Raw genomic sequence first — 17400 nt, forward strand, 5'->3', positions numbered from 1 at the left:
CGACAACCCGACCGGCCCGAGATACCGGCTCACGCCTTCTTGTCCGCTGCCTTCTTCGAGGCCGCCTTCTTGGCCGGCGCCTTCTTGGCGGCGGTCTTCTTTGCAGCCTTCTTGGCGGGTGCCTTCTTCGCGGCGGCCTTCTTCTTGACGGGACCGCGGGCACGCCTATCCGCCAGCAGTTCCGAAGCGCGAGCGTCGGTGATGGACTCCACCTCGTCGCCCTTGCGGAGGCTGGCGTTGGTTTCACCGTCGGTCACGTACGGCCCGAACCGGCCGTCCTTGATCACCATCGGCTTCTCGCTGACCGAGTCGACACCCAGCTCACGCAGCGGCGGGGTGGCGGCGGCCTGACGTCCGCGACGCTTGGGCTCCGCGTAGATCTTCAGAGCCTCGTCGAGGGTCACCGTGAACATCTGGTCCTCGGTGGCGAGGGACCGCGAATCCGTCCCCTTCTTCAGGTACGGGCCGTAGCGACCGTTCTGCGCGGTGATCTCTTCCTTCGACTCCGGATCGACACCCACCACACGCGGCAGCGACAGCAGCTTGAGGGCGTCGTCGAGAGTCACCGTCGCCAGGTCCATCGACTTGAGCAGCGAACCCGTCCGCGGCTTCGGACCCGTGGCCTTCTTCGCTGCCTTCTTCGCCGGCGCCTTCTTGGCGGCCGTCTTGGTCTTGGTCGTCCCGTCGCCCGATTCGTCGGGCACCGGCACCACGGCAGGTTCGGGCTCCGGTTCCGGCTCGGGAAGGATCTCGGTGACGTAGGGGCCGAAGCGGCCCTCCTTCGCCACGATCTCGTGTCCGGTCAGCGGGTCGACGCCCAGCTTGCGACCCTCCTGCGGGGTCGAGAACAGCTTCTCCGCGTACTCCGGTGTCAGCTCGTCCGGCGGAAGGTCGTCGGGCAGGTTGGCCCGCTGCGAGATGAGGTCGCCGTCGGGGTCGTCCGGGTTCTGGACCATCCGCTCGAGGTACGGACCGAACCGTCCGACGCGGACGTGCACTTCGCGGCCCTCGGCGTCGTCGAAGAGCCTGATCGAGTTGACCTCGCGAGCGTCGATCTCCTCGAGGTTGACGCCGACCATCTTCTTCAGGCCGCCCTCACGGGCAACCGAGCCCTCGGCGCCGTGATCGCCGCCGAAGTAGAAACTACTCAGCCAGTTGCCGCGCTGTTCCCGGCCACCGGCGATCGCGTCGAGGTCGTCTTCCATCCCGGCGGTGAAGTCGAAGTCGACCAACCGCCCGAAGTGCATCTCGAGGAGGCCGATGACGGCGAACGCGACCCACGACGGGACCAGCGCGCTGCCGCGCTTGTAGACGTATCCGCGATCGAGAATGGTCTTGATGATCGACGAATAGGTGGACGGGCGGCCGATGCCCAGCTCTTCGAGGGTCTTGATCAGGCTCGCCTCGGTGTAGCGGGCGGGCGGGTTGGTGGTGTGGCCGTCGGGATCGAGCTTGGTGGCGGTGACCGCCTGGCCCTCGACGAGCACCGGCAGGCGCGACTCGGCGTCGTCGGACTGGCCGCCGGCCTCCTCGTCGACACTCTCCACGTAGGCCTTCAGGAATCCGGCGAACGTGATGGTGCGTCCCGACGCGGAGAAGGTGCACTCCTCGCCGGTGCCCGCGGTTCCGGTGATCCGCAGGGTCAGCGTCGTACCCCGCGCGTCCGCCATCTGCGACGCGACGGTCCGCTGCCAGATCAGCTCGTACAGGCGGAACTCGTCGGTGTCGAGGCGGGAGTGCAGCTGACCAGGGGTCTGGAACACGTCACCGGCCGGGCGGATGGCCTCGTGCGCCTCCTGCGCGTTCTTGACCTTCCGCGTGTACTGGCGCGGTGTGTCGTGCACGTACTCGGCGCCGTACAACTCGGTGGCCTGCGCGCGGGCGGCAGCGATCGCCGACGACGACAGCGTCGTCGAGTCGGTACGCATGTAGGTGATGTAGCCGTTCTCGTACAGCCGCTGCGCGATGCGCATGGTCCGCTCGGACGTGAAGCGGAGCTTGCGGCCCGCCTCCTGCTGCAGCGTCGACGTCATGAACGGCGCGTACGGCTTGCGGGTGTACGGCTTGCTCTCGGCGGAGGAGACGGTGAGGTCGACACCGGCGAGGGACTCGGCCAGACGCTGCGCCCGTGCCTCGTCCAGAACCGTGACGGTGCTCGTCTTCAGCTGGCCGTCCGCGCCGAAGTCGCGGCCGGTGGCCACCCGGGAGCCGTCGACGCTCACCAGACGCGCCCCGAAACTGCGGGGGCTGGCCTCGGCGCCGGCGTCGAGGGTGGCGGAGATGTCCCAGTAGGACGCCGAGCGGAACGCCATCCGCTCGCGTTCACGCTGCACGATGACGCGGGTGGCGACGGACTGCACGCGGCCCGCCGACAGCCTCGGCATGACCTTCTTCCACAGCACGGGGCTGACCTCGTAGCCGTACAGACGGTCGAGGATGCGGCGTGTCTCCTGCGCATCGACCAGGTCGTTGTCGAGTTCGCGGGTGTCCTCGGCCGCGGCTCGGATGGCCGGCTCTGTGATCTCATGGAAGACCATCCGGCGAACCGGGATCTTCGGCTTGAGCGTCTCGAGGAGGTGCCAGGCGATCGCTTCGCCCTCGCGGTCGGGGTCGGTGGCGAGGAAGAGTTCGTCGGCGTCCTTGAGCAGGCTCTTCAGCTCCGTGACCTTGGACTTCTTCTCCGGACTGACCACGTAGAGCGGTTCGAAATCATGGTCGACGTTGACGCCGAGCCGAGCCCACGACTCACCCTTGTACTTGGCCGGGACGTCTGCGGCTCCGCGCGGAAGGTCGCGGATGTGGCCGACCGAAGCCTCGACGACATAGTTCTTTCCGAGGTACGGGGCGATCTTGCGGGCCTTGGTCGGCGACTCGACGATCACGAGGCGGCGAGGCTGGCCGGACGCTCCCGCCGCACCCTGTGCACTGCCGTTGTCCCCTTTAGCCACCTGTAGCCCGAGCCTTCCTGAAGTCGATCGCTGCCACTCGACAGTTGTGCAGACAAACCCTTTTATACCCGGTTCGCCTATTACTAGAGTGACATACCCGGAACCCATCCTCGCAGATCAGTACCGTCTACGCGGCTCTACACGTGGGGCCAACCGGTACGGTCGTCCAAATTTCCGGGCGCCTCACCGATGCTCTCGACGAGTCTGCCGAGCCTACGCCGACCCGAGATTCGGAGCCCCGGACCGGAGCCCCGGGTGCCGATCAGCGTCGGCGCGATGCCCGCTCTCATCAATGCCTGAGCCAACGGCGCGTGGGTATCCGGGGCGTGCGGATCGAGTCCGAGGACGAACCGTTCCCCCTCCGCTTCGCTCCTGCCCGACGCGAGAGCCCACACCCTCAACTGACGCCCCGACGGCACCCAGCCGGAGGGCACGGCCTTGACCGCTCCCCTCGTCCACTGGTCCGCGAGCGGCCGCAAGTCGACGACCGAGGCGGTGCGGACCAGCGGGCTGCCCTCGTCGCTGCGCGTGATCTCGACCTCGAGTCCGGCCTGGGCGATCAACTCCGCAATCGCCTGGGCCCGCCACTGGGCGTCGACCACGATCGAGATGCGCGCACGCCCGGCCGATGTGACCACCTGACCCGTCGCGGCGAGAAGACCGCACAGATCGGTGACTGCCGGCGGCATCGCCTCCGCGGAGAAGAAGGAGAGCTGGCTCACTGAAGTACCCCCTTATGCCACGGCACCGTTGCCGTGAAAACGACTCGTCCCCCACCGCCTCAGGCGATGGGGGACGAATCAGACGCGGTCACGGGGACCCCGCCTGTCTGATTTACGTGTTCACGAATGTGAACGGCAGAATCAGACTGCGCGAACGCCGGTAGCCTGGGGGCCCTTGGTGCCCTGGCCGACCTCGAACTCCACGCGCTGGTTCTCCTCAAGGGTGCGGAAGCCGCTGCCCTGGATCTCGGAGTAGTGAACGAAGACGTCAGCGGAGCCGTCTTCGGGTGCGATGAAGCCGAAGCCCTTTTCCGCGTTGAACCACTTCACAGTGCCCTGTGCCATGCTTTTCCTTCTCTTTCTAACACCGGATTCGGCGGACAGCACATACAGTCCGCCGGGCCGGTTCCGACCGCTGTACTACTAGATTTCCCCCTCAGGAAAAGCAGAGCACCGCGTTCGCAACATCGATCCTGCGAACGTTCACTCTTTCAAGCCTACGAACACAGAAGCTGCGACCAGTTGTAGTCAACCATGAACTCCGCGAACGCAACAGTCGAAATCCGAACAATTCACACAAAAAGTTGATCTTGTAGCGAACAGGCACGTTACAGCGGATTCATGAGGGGGTCGCGACACCCCGGGCGACAGCCCTGGAGAGGCACTCGTTATCATCAAATGCGCAGGTCGTGGCGGTGTGGAAGCTACTCGCCCGTCCCCTACGACAGCCCGGAGACATCAGTGAGCACACCGTTTTCACCACGTGACGACAGTGGAAATACGGGCGAAACATACGGCCGAGCGCTACTGAACCGAGTCCTCGAGGGAGTTCCCCGAGACGAAAACCCGCTCACTTTCGCCGCGGAAATGCCTGCCCGGACTTCTCAGCTGTCGGAATGGCCGGCGTGGGCGCACCCGAGCGTCGTCCGGGCCATGCAGGAGAACGGGATCCCCCGCCCCTGGACCCATCAGGCCGCCGCCGCCGACCTGGCCCGTCACGGGACGAACGTCGTGGTGTCGACCGGCACCGCCTCGGGCAAGTCGCTGGCCTACCAGCTTCCGGTACTCACCACTCTGGCAACGGATCCGCGGGCGACCGCCCTCTACCTCTCCCCGACCAAGGCGCTGGGCGCAGACCAGCTGCGGGCCGTGACCTCGCTCATAGACTCGGAAGTCCTGGATGCCGGGGACGACCTCCGGAGCGTGTGCCCGTGCGTGTTCGACGGCGACACCCCACTCGAGGTGCGGCACTGGGCGAGGGAGAACTCGCGGTGGCTCTTCACGAACCCCGACATGCTGCACATCTCCCTCCTCCGGACCCATCAACGATGGGCGCATTTCTTCCGCAATCTGGCCTACGTGGTGATCGACGAATGCCACTCCTACCGTGGTGTCTTCGGCTCGAATGTCGCGCTCGTACTGCGGCGGCTCCGGCGCATCGCGGCCCGGTACGGCGCCGATCCCGTCTTCGTCCTCGCGTCCGCCACCACGGCGGATCCCGGGGCGGCGGCGTCGCGGCTGATCGGAGCGCCCTGCGCCGAGGTCGTGGAAGACGGTTCACCACACGGCCCCCGGACGGTCGCGCTGTGGGAACCCCCGCTCATGCGGGAGGTCACCGGAGAGAACGGAAGCCCCGTACGACGGCCCGCCGGTTCGGAGGCCGCGCGCATCATGGCCGACCTGATGGTTGAAGGGGCCCGCACGCTCACCTTCGTGCGCTCCCGCCGGGGCGCGGAGCTGACCGCGATGGCGACCAAACGCCTACTCGGGGAGATCGATCCCGAACTCTCGGCCCGGGTCGCGTCGTATCGAGCCGGGTACCTCGCCGAGGATCGGCGTGAGCTCGAGACCGCGCTCGCCGACGGCACGCTGCTGGGAGCGGCGACGACGAATGCGCTCGAGCTCGGCGTCGACATCGCCGGCCTCGACGCCGTCGTGGTCGCCGGGTTCCCCGGCACGGTGGCGTCGTTCTGGCAACAAGGAGGCCGCTCCGGCCGACGCGGCGAAGGTTCGCTCGTAGTCCTGGTCGCGCGTGACGATCCCCTCGACACCTACCTCGTCCACCACCCGTCCGCGCTGCTCGACAAGCCCGTCGAGGCGACCGTCACGGACCCGAGCAATCCCTACGTCCTCGGCCCGCAGTTGCTCTGCGCGGCAATGGAACTACCACTGTCCGACGCCGAGGCCGAGGCGTTCGGGGCGATCGACATCCTCGGAAAGCTGGCGGAGCAGGGCCTGATCCGTCGGCGCGCCCACGGCTGGTTCGTCACCGCCGGCACAAATCCTCATGGCGCAGTGGATATCCGGGGTGGAATCGGTACCCAGGTGGCAATTGTCGTATCAGAATCCGGACGCATGCTCGGAACCGTCGACACCGGCCGCGCCCCCGCCACGGCGCATCCCGGCGCCGTCCACATCCATCAGGGTGAGTCGTACGTCGTCGACGAACTCGATCTCGACCAGGGACTCGCCCTGGTGCACGCGGAGGACCCCGACTGGACGACCTCGGCCCGCGAGACCACCGAGATCACGGTCACCTCCGTTCTCGAGCAGAAGCAGTTCGGCGACGTCGAGGTCGCGCTCGTCGAGGTCGAGGTGACCCATCAGGTGATCGGATACCTCCGACGACTGTCTTCGGGCGAGGTTCTCGACGCGGTCGAACTGGACATGCCGAGGCAGACCCTCCCCACCCGTGCGGTGATGTACACGATCACCCCGGAACTTCTGGTGCAGGCGGGTGTTCCGGCCGAACGCGTGCCCGGTTCGCTCCACGCCGCCGAACATGCCGCGATCGGCCTCCTGCCTCTCGTCGCGGTGTGCGATCGAGGCGATATCGGCGGCGTCTCGACCGCGTTGCACGCCGACACCGGACTTCCCACCGTGTTCGTCTACGACGGTCACGCAGGCGGCGCAGGATTCGCCGACCGAGGTCACGCCGAACTCACCCGATGGCTCGGCGCGACCCGCGAGGCGATCGAATCGTGCGAATGCACCTCGGGGTGCCCGTCCTGCGTGTACTCACCGAAGTGCGGAAACGGCAACGATCCCCTCGACAAGGACGGCGCGATCCGGGTCCTCACGGCGGTTCTGGCCTCGCTCGGCTGACGGTCTCCCGGTCAGCGCAGATACAGCCGAACCTTGTCGATCACATCGCGGAGCAGGTGAATCTCCTCGCTGGTCGGCGGGGCGGTGACCGTGAGATCGTCCGCGACCTTCAGCTCCCAGCCGGTCTGGGCTCGCACGTCGTCGACAGTGACCCCCTCGTGCACGCTGACCAGCTCGAGTTCGTCGAACGGACCCTGCCGCGACAGCACCCCGAGGTTCGTGAACACCTTCGTCACCCCTCGGCCCCGAGGCATGATCCCGTCACCTGCCGCCCGGGCCCGGACGGGACTCGGCGACGTGCAGAAGTCGAGTTCCGCGGGGAAAGCGCTCGGATCGTGTCGCCGCATCACCACGAAGATCTCGCCGGCGTTGGGCATGATCTCCACGGCGCCACCGGCACCGGGCAACCGGACCGTCGGCTTGTCCCAGTCTCCGATGATGCTGGTGTTGAGGCTCCCGTACCGGTCGATCTGGGCCGCGCCGAGAAATCCGACGTCGACGTTGCCGCCCTGCAGCACGTAACCGAACAACGCCGACATCGACACCACCGACTCCGCGCCCGACACGACGACCGAGTCGGCGATGCCCTCGGCCATCGCGGAGGGGTGCGCGCCGCACACTCCCGATTCGTAGATCAGTTCGACGTCCGGGTTGCTGGTCCGCTTGGCCAGATCGACGGCGAGCGTCGGGAGTCCGACGCCGGCGAAGACGCGCCCCTTCCCGGCGAGTTCGCGGGCGGCAACGGACACGATGACCTCGGTCGCCGAGATCGCTCCGACTGGTGCTGTGGTCATTTCCGGCTCCCGTAGTCGACTGGTTCGGAGAATCGCGGCTCGACGGCGAGGTCGTTCCAGTAGTCGCCGCCGAGTTTGTCCAGGTACTCGTCGTGATTCGCGGTGCCGTGGATCCACTCCTTCAGCCACGCCTGCAGGAGTGCGGAGTCCTTGCTGATCGCGGTCCAGCGTCGGTAGAACGCGCAGTCCCGGTCGTAGTAGCCCTGCACGTAGGACGGATGCGCCCCGCGCGGACAGACGACGACGGCATCGACCGCGTGAGAAGGGATCAGTGTACGACTGGGGTCGGAGCGGACGACCTCGTCGTCGACGATCTCCTCGACGACCACGATCGCCTTCCCCGCGGCGTACACCGCTTCCTGCTGCACCCCGGAGATACCCCAGATCTGCACGTTGCCGTGACGGTCGGCGCGCTGCGCGTGAACGATGGTGACGTCCGGGTTCAGCGGAGGCACGACGTACACGGTGCCCTCCCCGTAGGGATCGTCGACGAGCCGAATTCGGGGATTGAGCCGCGGAAGGTCGCTTCCGGCATAGGAGCGCAGCGGAAAGAACGGGAGGCGCGCGGCGCCCGCCTGATAGCGGCAGACCATTCCGTAGTGGCTGTACTCCTCGACCTCGAGGGCCACCGGATCGTGGTGCTCGATACGGCGTCGCAACTCGTGGAGGGATCCGGCGGATCCGCTCGCGAAGAACGAGGCCACGAGCTTGGTGACACAACCGGCAGCCACGAGTTGATCCGACACGATGTCGGGAGTCATCCGGCACAGCGTGAGGTTCTGCCGCTGCTGCCGGATGATCTCGTGCGCAGCCGCGAACGAGATGAGATGCGAGAAGCCCTCGAGGCACACGGTCATGCCGTCTTCGACGTACGTTCCTATGGCTTCCGCCATGCTGACCACTTTGCTCATCGCCATGCCCTTCTCCGGAACGACGGGACGTCGCCTCGGGACCTTCCCCACCGGATTACCACCGTTTGACTCAATAGTGTTGACAAATCTGTTGCCGGAACTGCAATAGTTCTCCCGTGGAGATTTCTCAGATCACTGCCTTTCTCGCGGTCGCCGAGGAGTTGCACTTCGGCCGCGCCGCACAGCGCCTGCACTCGGCCCAGCCGCCGCTGAGCCGCACGATTCGGCGACTGGAAAAGCAGCTCGGGGCAACTCTTTTCGAAAGAAACACGCGGAACGTCCGGCTGACCTCCGCCGGTGAGGCACTGCTCGGCCCGGCACGCGAGATCCTGGACGCCTGCCGGCTCGCGGAGATCGCCGTCGCCGCCGCCGGGCGCGGACAGGTCGGCCGGGTCCGCATCGGCTTCGCCGGAGTCTCGTCCCACCTGCTCATCGGGCGGTGGGCGAAACTCGTCCGGCACACCCACCCGGGTATCGAATTCGTCCTGGACAGTTCCGCTTTCGCGAGCGAAGCACTGAACAAGCTTCTCGACGGAACCCTCGACATCGGTCTGGTCCGGTGGATCTTCACCCCGCCGGGCATCGCGTCCCGCGTCATCCTCAACGAGGACTTCGTGGTGGCCCTGCCCACCGACCACCCGCTCGCAGGCAGGGACGGCGTTCGCATCGAGGAACTGGCCACCGAGCCCTGGGTGACGCTGCCCGCCGATCCCGGATCGGCGCTGCGTGACTCCCTGCAGAGGGCGGCCCACGACGCCGGTTTCACGCCCCGGATCGTGCAGAGCGCGCCGGACTCGATGGCGCTGATGGCGTTGGTGTCCGCGGAGGTCGGCTGCGCGTTGACCGTCTCCTCCGTGGCCGAGAACGTGAACAACCCGGATGTCGTGTTCCTCCCCCTGGTCGGCGGTCCCAGCACCCTGCAGCTCCGGATCGCGTGGCGAGCGGACGACGACAACGCCGCCTTGCGGGAAGTCCTCAGGCTGTCCGAGGAGGCATTGCCCACTCCGGAATAACCTGCGCGGTCAGGTGTGGGCTGCCGCACGGGCCTGCCCTGCACTCGGAGCGGTGTCCACCGCATCCTCCTCAGCGATGTCGAGCTGCAGTTCGTCCGCGTCGGATTGCTCCGCGGTCGACAACCGGCGCGCGTCGAATCCGGTCCGGTTCAGCAACAACAGGGTGCAGACCAGGGAGACGGCGGCATAGCCGGCCGACACGAATGCAACGCCGACGATGTTTCCGGACGAGTTGAGCATCCACTGCGCCAGCACCGGGGTGCCGCCGCCGACGACCAGCGAACACAGCTGGTAGGCCGCGGAAAGACCGGTGTAGCGGATGTTGGCGGGGAAGGCACGCGCGAGCACTCCGGCGATGGCGCCGTAGAACATCGAGTGCGGAATGGTCGCGAGGCACATCACGACGACGGCAATGGCGAAGTTCTCGGTCCGGATCGCGAAGAACATTGCCGGCATCAGGACGAACTCGGGAATCACCATGATGCACATGGCTTTCCGCATGTCGATCCGGGACACCAGGACGGCGCCGAACGGCTGCACGATGAACTGGACCACGAGGGCGATGGCGATGGCGCCGAGGAACGTGCCCCGGTCGTAGCCGAGTTCGCTGGTGGCCCAGGACAACGCGAAGGTGTTCTTGAAGTACGTCACCTGGGCCAGGGGCAGCGCGCCTGCACCGAGGAGGACGAGGACCCAATGCTTGCGCAGCACCTCACCGATCGGCAGTGCGACGGTCTTCTTGCGCTTCAGCACGGTCTTCATCGCGTCCGACTCTTCGAGCTTGAGACGGATGATCATGCCGACGATCACCAGGGCCGCGGAGATCAGGAACGGGATGCGCCAGCCGTAGAGCACGAACGCCGGGGTGGGCATGGCGGAGAGCAGGAAGAACGCCATCGTCGCCAGGAGGTTTCCGGCGGGCGACCCCTGCTGGGCGAACGCCGAGTACAGAATCCCCTTCCCCTTGGGTGCGTTCTCACTGGCGATCAGGACCGCCCCGCCCCATTCACCCCCCACTGCCACGCCCTGAACGACCCGGAGGAACACCAGGGCGGCGGGCGCCCATATTCCGATCTGCGCGTAGGAGGGCAGGAGTCCGATTCCGACGGTGGCGGTGCCCATCATCATGAGTGTGATGACCAGCGTGTTCTTTCGACCGATCTTGTCGCCGAGATGGCCGAAGACGATGCCGCCGATGGGACGGGCGAGGAACCCGGCCCACAGGGTGACGAACGCGAGCAGCGTGCCCATGCCCGCCGGCAGGGTGTCGGAAAAGAACACCTGACCGAAGACCAGCGCCGACGCGGTGCCGTAGATGTAGAAGTCGTACCACTCGATCGTGGTGCCGATGAACGAGGCGATGCCCGCCCTCCGCGCCTTTGTCTCGGCCTCGGTCCGCTTCGGTGGTGCCGTGGTCATGTGATGCCCTCTCTCGCCAAAGGGAGTGGTATGGATGAAAACCAGCTCGCATCAGTGAGACTCGCATCACAGGATCCATGCCGTCCAATACTTCCTGAGCGGGGGATTATTCCGAATCTGGTCATAATTTTTGAAACCTCCCACACGCTGGCGTGATGCGCGTCACCGGCCCGCCTCCTCGCTTCGACGTCACTCCGCGGGACCTGCCCTCGCCACGGCGCGGGCATCCCGGAAACCCAGCGAGGACAGAAGCACCGGTGCGGTGACCGCGACCTCGACGTCCCAGTCGTCGACCTCACAGGACACGACTTCGGTACGCATGCGCCCCGCGACTTCCCGGGCCGCGGCACACGCCGCGTCGGTGCCGCGGTCCAGCCCGACGGCCGCGGCGAGGGCGGCCAGATCTGCGGCGGACTGCGCCCGGTGCCGCACCGACACCGCCGAGCCGACGTGCACCAGCATCGCCGTGACCATTACCAGCGCCGCGAGCGCACAGCACGCCGTCACGGTCGCGGACCCGCGGTCGTCGGTGGCCCCCGAACTCACGGCCCTCCTCCGCTCCACCCGCGCACAGTGGGTTCGAGAGCCGCCACCGCCTCCGCGAAGATGTTCACGAGCGGAAGGAGTGGACTGCGTGCCCGCACGGTCGCGACGACGAACTCCCCCTCGGTCCGGACCGACACGTCGGCGCCGTCGGGTGCCACTCTCGCCGCCGTGGAGATCGCCGACTCGCGATCTCCACGGGCAGCAAGCCGTGCTGCCTCGCGGGCCGAGTCGACACACCGGACGTGCAGTGTCGCGGCGGTGATCGCGCCGACACACAGCACGACCACCGCCACGATCGATGCAATCGCGATGGCCGCCTCGACCGTCACGCCGCCGGCCTCCGACCGGCGCAGGTTCTCGGCAGCACTCATCACACCGCGGTGTTCAGCGCTTTGTCGATGATGTTCGTCAACGCCGTAACGATGCTGTCGCCGGTGACGACCGAATACAGCACGGCGCCAAAGGCCGCGGCCGCGATGGTGCCGATGGCGTACTCCGCCGTCGACATTCCGTCCTCGTCCGTCGCGAGCAGAATCAAGCGGGTGGTCAGTGCCCGACCTTCCGCCAACGCCCGAACTCCCGCCAGCGCCCGGATTCCGTGTTCCATGGTGTTCCCCCTTCAGAGTGTCCGGCGCAGCGGTTCTGCGCCGGAAGTGTCGATGTGTCACAACAGCCCGCCGTCCAGCACCCGCGAGGCCAGCCCGACGACGACCGGGATGATGCCGAGACAGAGGAATGCCGGAAGAAAGCACAGCCCGAGAGGACCGCTGATGAGCACGCCCGCGCGTTCGGCCGACGCCGCCGCCAGGTGTTCGACCTGGACTCGGCCGTCGGCGGCGAGCTCCGTCATGGAACCGGCGAGCGACGATCCCGATGCGGCCGACCGGCGCGCCATGCGGGCAAGGGATTCGGTGGCGGGGTCCGACGCCGCCGCCTCCCATGCGGTCGCCGCATCCGCCCCCAGCGACAGCAGGTCCGCGGCGCGGCGAAGCGATTCCGACAACGGCGCGGGCGCCGACCGCGACACGGCCTGCGCCGCGGTCGCGACGGGCAGTCCGGCGCGCAGGCACGCTGCCAGCAGGTCGAAGGCCGCGGCGATCGCGAGCGGGTCCTCGCGGCGCGCGCCCTCGTCCACCGCGGACGCCGCATCACCCGGGCCGACGCCGTCGGCGCGCAGTCGCTGCACCGGCGATCTGGGTGCGGGCAGCACCAGCACGGCGCAGGCGAGGAGAAGTACCGCACACCAGATCATCCCGTCACCCGTCCGGTGATCCGGTCGGTCCACAACAGGCCCGCGCACACCAGCCCCGCACCGAGCAGCAACAGGATGCCACCCACACCGCCTCCGAACAGCACCGTCAGAGGGGCCGCCCCCATCATCTGACCGAGACCGACACCCAGGAGCGGCAGCCCGGCCAGTACGGTCGCCGTCGCCCTCGCCCCGGCCAGCGACGCCTCCGTTCGCTGACGGAAGCGACTGCGTCCCAACAGGTCCGTCCGTGCCGCTTCGAGCAGTTCCGCCAGTGCGAGACCGTGCGCGTCGGCCACCGCCCAGATTTCGGCGATCCGCCCCAACTCGGTACCGACGCGGGAATCCGCGATCCGGAACCCGTCGGCGGCCGATCCTCCGAGCCGCGAGCGCGCCGACGCGGCCCGGAATGCCGCCGACACACTGCCTGCCGCTTCGTCGGCCGCCGTCTGGCATGCGGCGGCCGGATGGGCGCCCACCCGAAGTTCCGCCGTCACCACCTCGAGACTCGACAGTACGACACGCAGATCGGCGTCCTTCGCTTTCGCCGCACTGCGTCGCACCGATCTGAAACGCACTGTTGCACAGACGATCGTCGCGGCGAGGACCGCCCACAGTCCGCCCAGTTCGTACACGATCGGGATACCGGCGAGCGCCGCCGGAACCACCCAGGGCAGACGCAACCGGCGACGGGGGCCTTCCCTGCCCGTGACCGCGAGCAACCGCGGCCGCGACCTCGCGGACGGCACAGTCAGCACTGCGCAGGCGAGCACCACCAGACCGGCGATCACGACGGCACCTCCGTCCCCGAATCCTGCGGTCCACGACGAGAACACAAGTGGCGGAGCCGGTCCACCGCCGGACCCTCACCCGTGTCGTGGTTCCAGGCGGGCACGGTCGTGACGTGCCCGTACTCGTCGCGAGTGACGACGCCGATCTGCGTCAGCCGCCGCGCCCCGCTCGAAGCCCGGTGGACGTGCAGAACCACCTGGACCGCGGCGGCCAGCTGACTGTGCAACGCCGAGCGGTCCATTCCACCCAGTGCCGCAAGCGCTTCGAGCCGCGCCGGAACCTCCTCGGGCGAGTTGGCATGCACCGTCCCGGCACCGCCGTCGTGACCCGTGTTGAGCGCCGTCAGCAGGTCGACGACCTCGGCGCCGCGAACCTCGCCGACGACGATCCGATCGGGGCGCATCCGCAGGGATTGACGGACGAGGTCCCGGACCGTCACCTCACCCACGCCCTCGACGTTGGGTGCCCGAGCCACGAGCCGGACCACGTGCGGGTGCGTCGGTGCCAGTTCCGCGGCGTCCTCCACGCACACGATCCGTTCCGCCGGGTCCACCGCACCCAGCAACGCGGCCAGCAGCGTGGTCTTGCCTGCGCCGGTACCGCCGGTGACCAGGAAGGCGAGCCGCGCGTGCACGATCGTCACCAGCAGGTCGTGGGCCGCCTCCGCCACGGCACCGCTCGCGACGAGCGCCCCGAGCCCCTGGGTGGCTGGGCGCAGCACCCGCAGCGACAGGCAGGTGCCGCCCTGAGCCACGGGAGCGAGGACGGCATGCAGCCGCACACCGAACGAGCCGTTTCCGACGTCCCGCAGTCTTCCGTCGACCCACGGCTGCGCGTCGTCGAGGCGGCGTCCGGCAGACAGCGCGAGACGTTGCGCGAGCCTGCGCACCGCCGTCTCGTCGGTGAACCGGACAGCCGCGCGTTCGAGGCCGCGGCCTCGGTCGACCCACACGCGGTCGGGCGCGGTGACGAGCACGTCCGCGACTCCGGGTTCCGTCAGCAACGACTCGAGCGGGCCGGCGCCGGTGAGTTCGGTCATGAGCACCCGCAGCGCCCCGAGCAGGTCGGTGTCGCCGAGCACGCCACCGGACTCGGTGCGGATGGCAGCGGCGACCGTGGCCGGTGTCGGCTCGCCGGACGTGTGCGCGAGACGTTCGCGCACCCGGTCGAGGAGGTCGGGGGTGACGAGGGAACTCATGCCGCCCACTCCCGCGACCGCGGTCTGCTGCCGACCGTGTCGAGGACCGCCTCGGCCGCGGCGCCCAGCGGGGAGCGCCGGCCCGGCCTGAGGCCGCCGTGTTCGAGCATTCCGGTGAGCGCGCGCTCGGCGCGCATCGACGCAATCAGCGGCAGGTCGAGAACCTCCGCCACGTCGGCGCCGCGGAGCCCGCCGGGTGCCGGGCCGCGAACCACGAGTCCCTGGTTGGGGTTCCTCTCGGTGATCCACTGCGCCACCTTTCCCGCGGCGATGCAGGCCCGGACGGTGGCGGGCACGACGAGGACCACCAGATCGGCGAGTTCGAGGACGGTCTCCGTGGCCGGGCCGGGGAACCGGGACACGTCGCACACGACCAGATCGCCCGCATGGCGGCCGGCATCGGTGACCGCACGGACCGCGGCCGCCGTCGGGCCGGCGCCGTGCCCCGTCCTGCTGCAGGCGAGCACCCGCAGCCACTCGCCACGGGCGGGGAGTGCGTCCCTCAGCGCGCCCGAGGAGATCCGGCCACCCTCGATCGACAGACCCGACCACCGCAGTCCGGGCACGTCCTCGATGCCCAACAGGACGTCGAGTCCGGAGCCCCACGAGTCGGTGTCGAGCAGAAGCGTGGGCCGCGGTCGCGACGCCGCGGCGAGGGCTGTCGCCGCGGCCAGCGTGGAGGCACCCGCCCCGCCACATCCGCCGACGACGGCGACGACGGTGCCATCCGCCTCGGGACGCTGAGGTTGTTCGCCGAGCACCGCGACCAGCGCCGACTCGTCCTCGGGCACCGCGAGCACGTGTTCCGCACCGACCGCGGTCGCGATCCGCCACTCGTCGATGCCCGGCGGCCCGTCGCACAGCAGCACCACACGGCGCCGGCGTGGGAGCCGGTTGCGGCACGCGGCGGCTGCGCGTGCGTCGAGCACGACGATCGGGGCACTCCCCCAGACGTGCCGGGCGTCGGTGACGTCGACCTCGTTCAGTGCCCGGTCGGCCGCTGCCGCCACGCGCCTGATGCTGTGCAACAGCGCCGGGTCGTCGACCAGAACCAGCACTTCACCCCCGCCTTCTGCGTCCATGCAGCGAGCGTGCCCGCTGCCGGCGACCGCCAGAAGGGGCTCGGCTCGAACTGTGGACAACTTCGGCCCTGTGGATAAAAACCGGTACTACCGCACCAATTTTTGTACCGATCCGAGAGAGGCGGCAGCCCTGCCGCAGACAGAGGACGACCCTCGCCAGGGGGGGAGGAGGCGAGGGTCGTCAGTGTTCAGCCCCGGGGGTCGGGCTGAACATCGCCCGGATCAAATCCGGACATCAGCAATACTACACCTCCCCCGATCAGTATTTGCAAGTTCAACTGTTGAACGTTCCGTCGTGTCGATAGTGCCGAAAGACCCTTCCTCAGGCCGTTCATACGAACCCCCACCCGACCCGAAGTCCGCATATCCTTGGGAATTGTGACCGCGAAGCCACAGAGCAGTGCCAAGACAGGTCGACACACCGAGACAGGTCGGGTTGCCGCATTCTTCGACCTCGACAAGACGATCATCGCGAAATCCAGCACCCTCGCGTTCAGCAGACCGTTCTTCGACCAGGGCCTGATCAACCGCCGATCGGTCCTCAAGAGCAGTTACGCGCAGTTCCTGTTCCTGCTGTCGGGCGCGGACCACGATCAGATGGAGCGGATGCGCGCCTACCTCACGAGCATGTGCGCGGGCTGGAACGTGGACCAGGTCCGGTCCGTGGTCGCCGAAACCCTCCACGACATCGTGGACCCCCTGGTGTTCGCCGAGGCCGCCGACCTCATCGCAGACCACAAGCTGCGCGGCCACGACGTCGTCGTGGTCTCGGCGTCGGGCGAGGAGGTGGTGGCGCCGATCGCCGAAGCGCTCGGAGCCACGCGCAGCACTGCCACCCGCATGGCGGTCGCGGACGGGCTCTACACGGGCGAGGTGGAGTTCTACTGCTACGGCGAAGGCAAAGTGGACGCGATGCGGCAACTGGCCGACGAATACCACTACGACCTGTCGGCATGCTACGCCTACTCCGACTCCGTGACCGATCTCCCGATGCTGACCGCGGTCGGCCACCCGACTGCGGTCAACCCGGACCGGGCGTTGCGGAAGGCCGCGGCCGGAAACGGTTGGCCCATATTGACTTTCTCGAATCCGGTCTCCCTCCGGGCACGGCTCCAGGCGCCGTCCGCCACCACCGTCGCGACCACGGCGGCGGTGAGCGTCGGGGCCCTGGTCGCGGGCGCATTCACGTATGGAGTGTTGCGCCGCAAGCGCTGACCGCCGCAACCCGCGACACGGTCACAAACCGAATTTGATACTTGCTGTGAGGGGGGTCACGGGGTACAAAGGAGTTACGGAAGAACGGAAGGCCAAGGTCGACCCAGAAGAGAAGGATCGATCTCCCGACCAGGATTCCCAGCACGGGCACTAGGTACCCACGCGAAGCATAAGCCACTATAAGGGCAGAAGCGTTGTGGGCCTGCGAGACTCGAGTCTTCACCGGCAAGGACCCTGCACAGGTTGCAAGGACGACCCGACGATATTCGGACTCTCGCCGAGGCCACCCACACAACCCACATTGCACGCTTGGTAACCGGTTGTCCGTGCTAACGGGCGGCGAAGTCGACAGCAGTCGGCAGCGCCGCCCGTTTCACATGTTCGGGAACTTCTTGTAGCGCAGGAT

The 17400-nt window shown here is 67.9% G+C and carries 16 protein-coding genes; 3 read left to right on the forward strand and 13 right to left on the reverse strand.

Annotation, left to right across the window (positions count from 1 at the left end; genetic code table 11):
• Positions 1-29: 29 nt before the first annotated feature.
• The 3 genes from topA to GO592_RS27935 form a co-directional block, all read right to left on the reverse strand.
• Positions 30-2948 carry a type I DNA topoisomerase gene (topA, locus tag GO592_RS27925; RefSeq protein WP_007298531.1) on the reverse strand — a complete coding sequence of 973 codons (2919 nt, stop codon included), beginning with the start codon at positions 2946-2948 and terminating at the stop codon, positions 30-32.
• Between the two features lie 137 nt (positions 2949-3085).
• On the reverse strand, positions 3086-3670 hold the full coding sequence (locus tag GO592_RS27930; RefSeq protein WP_007298530.1) for a hypothetical protein: 585 nt from the start codon (positions 3668-3670) through the stop codon (positions 3086-3088).
• Between the two features lie 141 nt (positions 3671-3811).
• Positions 3812-4015 carry a cold-shock protein gene (locus GO592_RS27935; protein WP_005248460.1) on the reverse strand — a complete coding sequence of 68 codons (204 nt, stop codon included), beginning with the start codon at positions 4013-4015 and terminating at the stop codon, positions 3812-3814.
• Positions 4016-4411: 396 nt separating this feature from the next.
• Here GO592_RS27935 and GO592_RS27940 point away from each other — a divergent pair, with 396 nt between their 5' ends.
• On the forward strand, positions 4412-6775 hold the full coding sequence (locus tag GO592_RS27940) for a DEAD/DEAH box helicase (protein WP_039951800.1): 2364 nt from the start codon (positions 4412-4414) through the stop codon (positions 6773-6775).
• A gap of 11 nt (positions 6776-6786) precedes the next feature.
• Here GO592_RS27940 and GO592_RS27945 read toward each other — a convergent pair whose 3' ends face one another.
• Positions 6787-7569, reverse strand: a complete 783-nt coding sequence (locus GO592_RS27945; protein ID WP_007298528.1) for a 3-oxoadipate--succinyl-CoA transferase subunit B — start codon at positions 7567-7569, stop codon at positions 6787-6789.
• Positions 7566-8486, reverse strand: coding sequence for a CoA transferase subunit A (locus tag GO592_RS27950; RefSeq protein WP_005248463.1), 921 nt, complete (start codon positions 8484-8486; stop codon positions 7566-7568). The genes GO592_RS27945 and GO592_RS27950 overlap by 4 nt, the downstream gene beginning before the upstream one ends.
• 110 nt (positions 8487-8596) lie before the next feature.
• Here GO592_RS27950 and GO592_RS27955 point away from each other — a divergent pair, with 110 nt between their 5' ends.
• Positions 8597-9493, forward strand: coding sequence for a LysR family transcriptional regulator (locus GO592_RS27955; protein WP_005256139.1), 897 nt, complete (start codon positions 8597-8599; stop codon positions 9491-9493).
• A gap of 9 nt (positions 9494-9502) precedes the next feature.
• Here GO592_RS27955 and GO592_RS27960 read toward each other — a convergent pair whose 3' ends face one another.
• The 8 genes from GO592_RS27960 to ssd all read right to left on the reverse strand — a co-directional run bounded on the left by GO592_RS27960 (position 9503) and on the right by ssd (position 15779).
• Positions 9503-10912: an MFS transporter gene (locus GO592_RS27960; RefSeq protein ID WP_007298527.1), complete on the reverse strand. Its 1410-nt coding sequence runs from the start codon at positions 10910-10912 to the stop codon at positions 9503-9505.
• Positions 10913-11101: 189 nt separating this feature from the next.
• A complete protein-coding gene (locus GO592_RS27965) occupies positions 11102-11458 on the reverse strand; it encodes an Rv3654c family TadE-like protein (protein ID WP_007298526.1) in 357 nt (118 codons plus the stop codon).
• On the reverse strand, positions 11455-11829 hold the full coding sequence (locus GO592_RS27970; RefSeq protein ID WP_007298525.1) for a TadE family type IV pilus minor pilin: 375 nt from the start codon (positions 11827-11829) through the stop codon (positions 11455-11457). Before GO592_RS27970 ends, GO592_RS27965 begins: the two co-directional genes overlap by 4 nt.
• Positions 11829-12065, reverse strand: coding sequence for a DUF4244 domain-containing protein (locus GO592_RS27975; protein ID WP_005256132.1), 237 nt, complete (start codon positions 12063-12065; stop codon positions 11829-11831). The genes GO592_RS27970 and GO592_RS27975 overlap by 1 nt, the downstream gene beginning before the upstream one ends.
• 57 nt (positions 12066-12122) lie before the next feature.
• The gene (locus GO592_RS27980) at positions 12123-12710 is read right to left on the reverse strand and encodes a type II secretion system F family protein (protein WP_007298524.1); all 588 of its coding nucleotides are present in this window, start codon (positions 12708-12710) and stop codon (positions 12123-12125) included.
• A complete protein-coding gene (locus GO592_RS27985; protein ID WP_039951823.1) occupies positions 12707-13498 on the reverse strand; it encodes a type II secretion system F family protein in 792 nt (263 codons plus the stop codon). Before GO592_RS27985 ends, GO592_RS27980 begins: the two co-directional genes overlap by 4 nt.
• Complete coding sequence (locus GO592_RS27990; RefSeq protein ID WP_039951821.1) at positions 13495-14697, reverse strand: TadA family conjugal transfer-associated ATPase; 1203 nt, start codon at positions 14695-14697, stop codon at positions 13495-13497. Before GO592_RS27990 ends, GO592_RS27985 begins: the two co-directional genes overlap by 4 nt.
• A complete protein-coding gene (gene ssd / locus GO592_RS27995) occupies positions 14694-15779 on the reverse strand; it encodes a septum site-determining protein Ssd (RefSeq protein WP_039951798.1) in 1086 nt (361 codons plus the stop codon). Before ssd ends, GO592_RS27990 begins: the two co-directional genes overlap by 4 nt.
• A 378-nt stretch (positions 15780-16157) precedes the next feature.
• Between ssd and GO592_RS28000 the strand changes: the two genes are divergently transcribed.
• A complete protein-coding gene (locus GO592_RS28000; RefSeq protein ID WP_005256122.1) occupies positions 16158-16994 on the forward strand; it encodes an HAD-IB family hydrolase in 837 nt (278 codons plus the stop codon).
• Positions 16995-17400: the final 406 nt, after the last annotated feature.

It is taken from the genome of Rhodococcus sp. 21391 (genome assembly GCF_016772255.1).
Taxonomy (GTDB): domain Bacteria; phylum Actinomycetota; class Actinomycetes; order Mycobacteriales; family Mycobacteriaceae; genus Rhodococcus_F; species Rhodococcus_F opacus.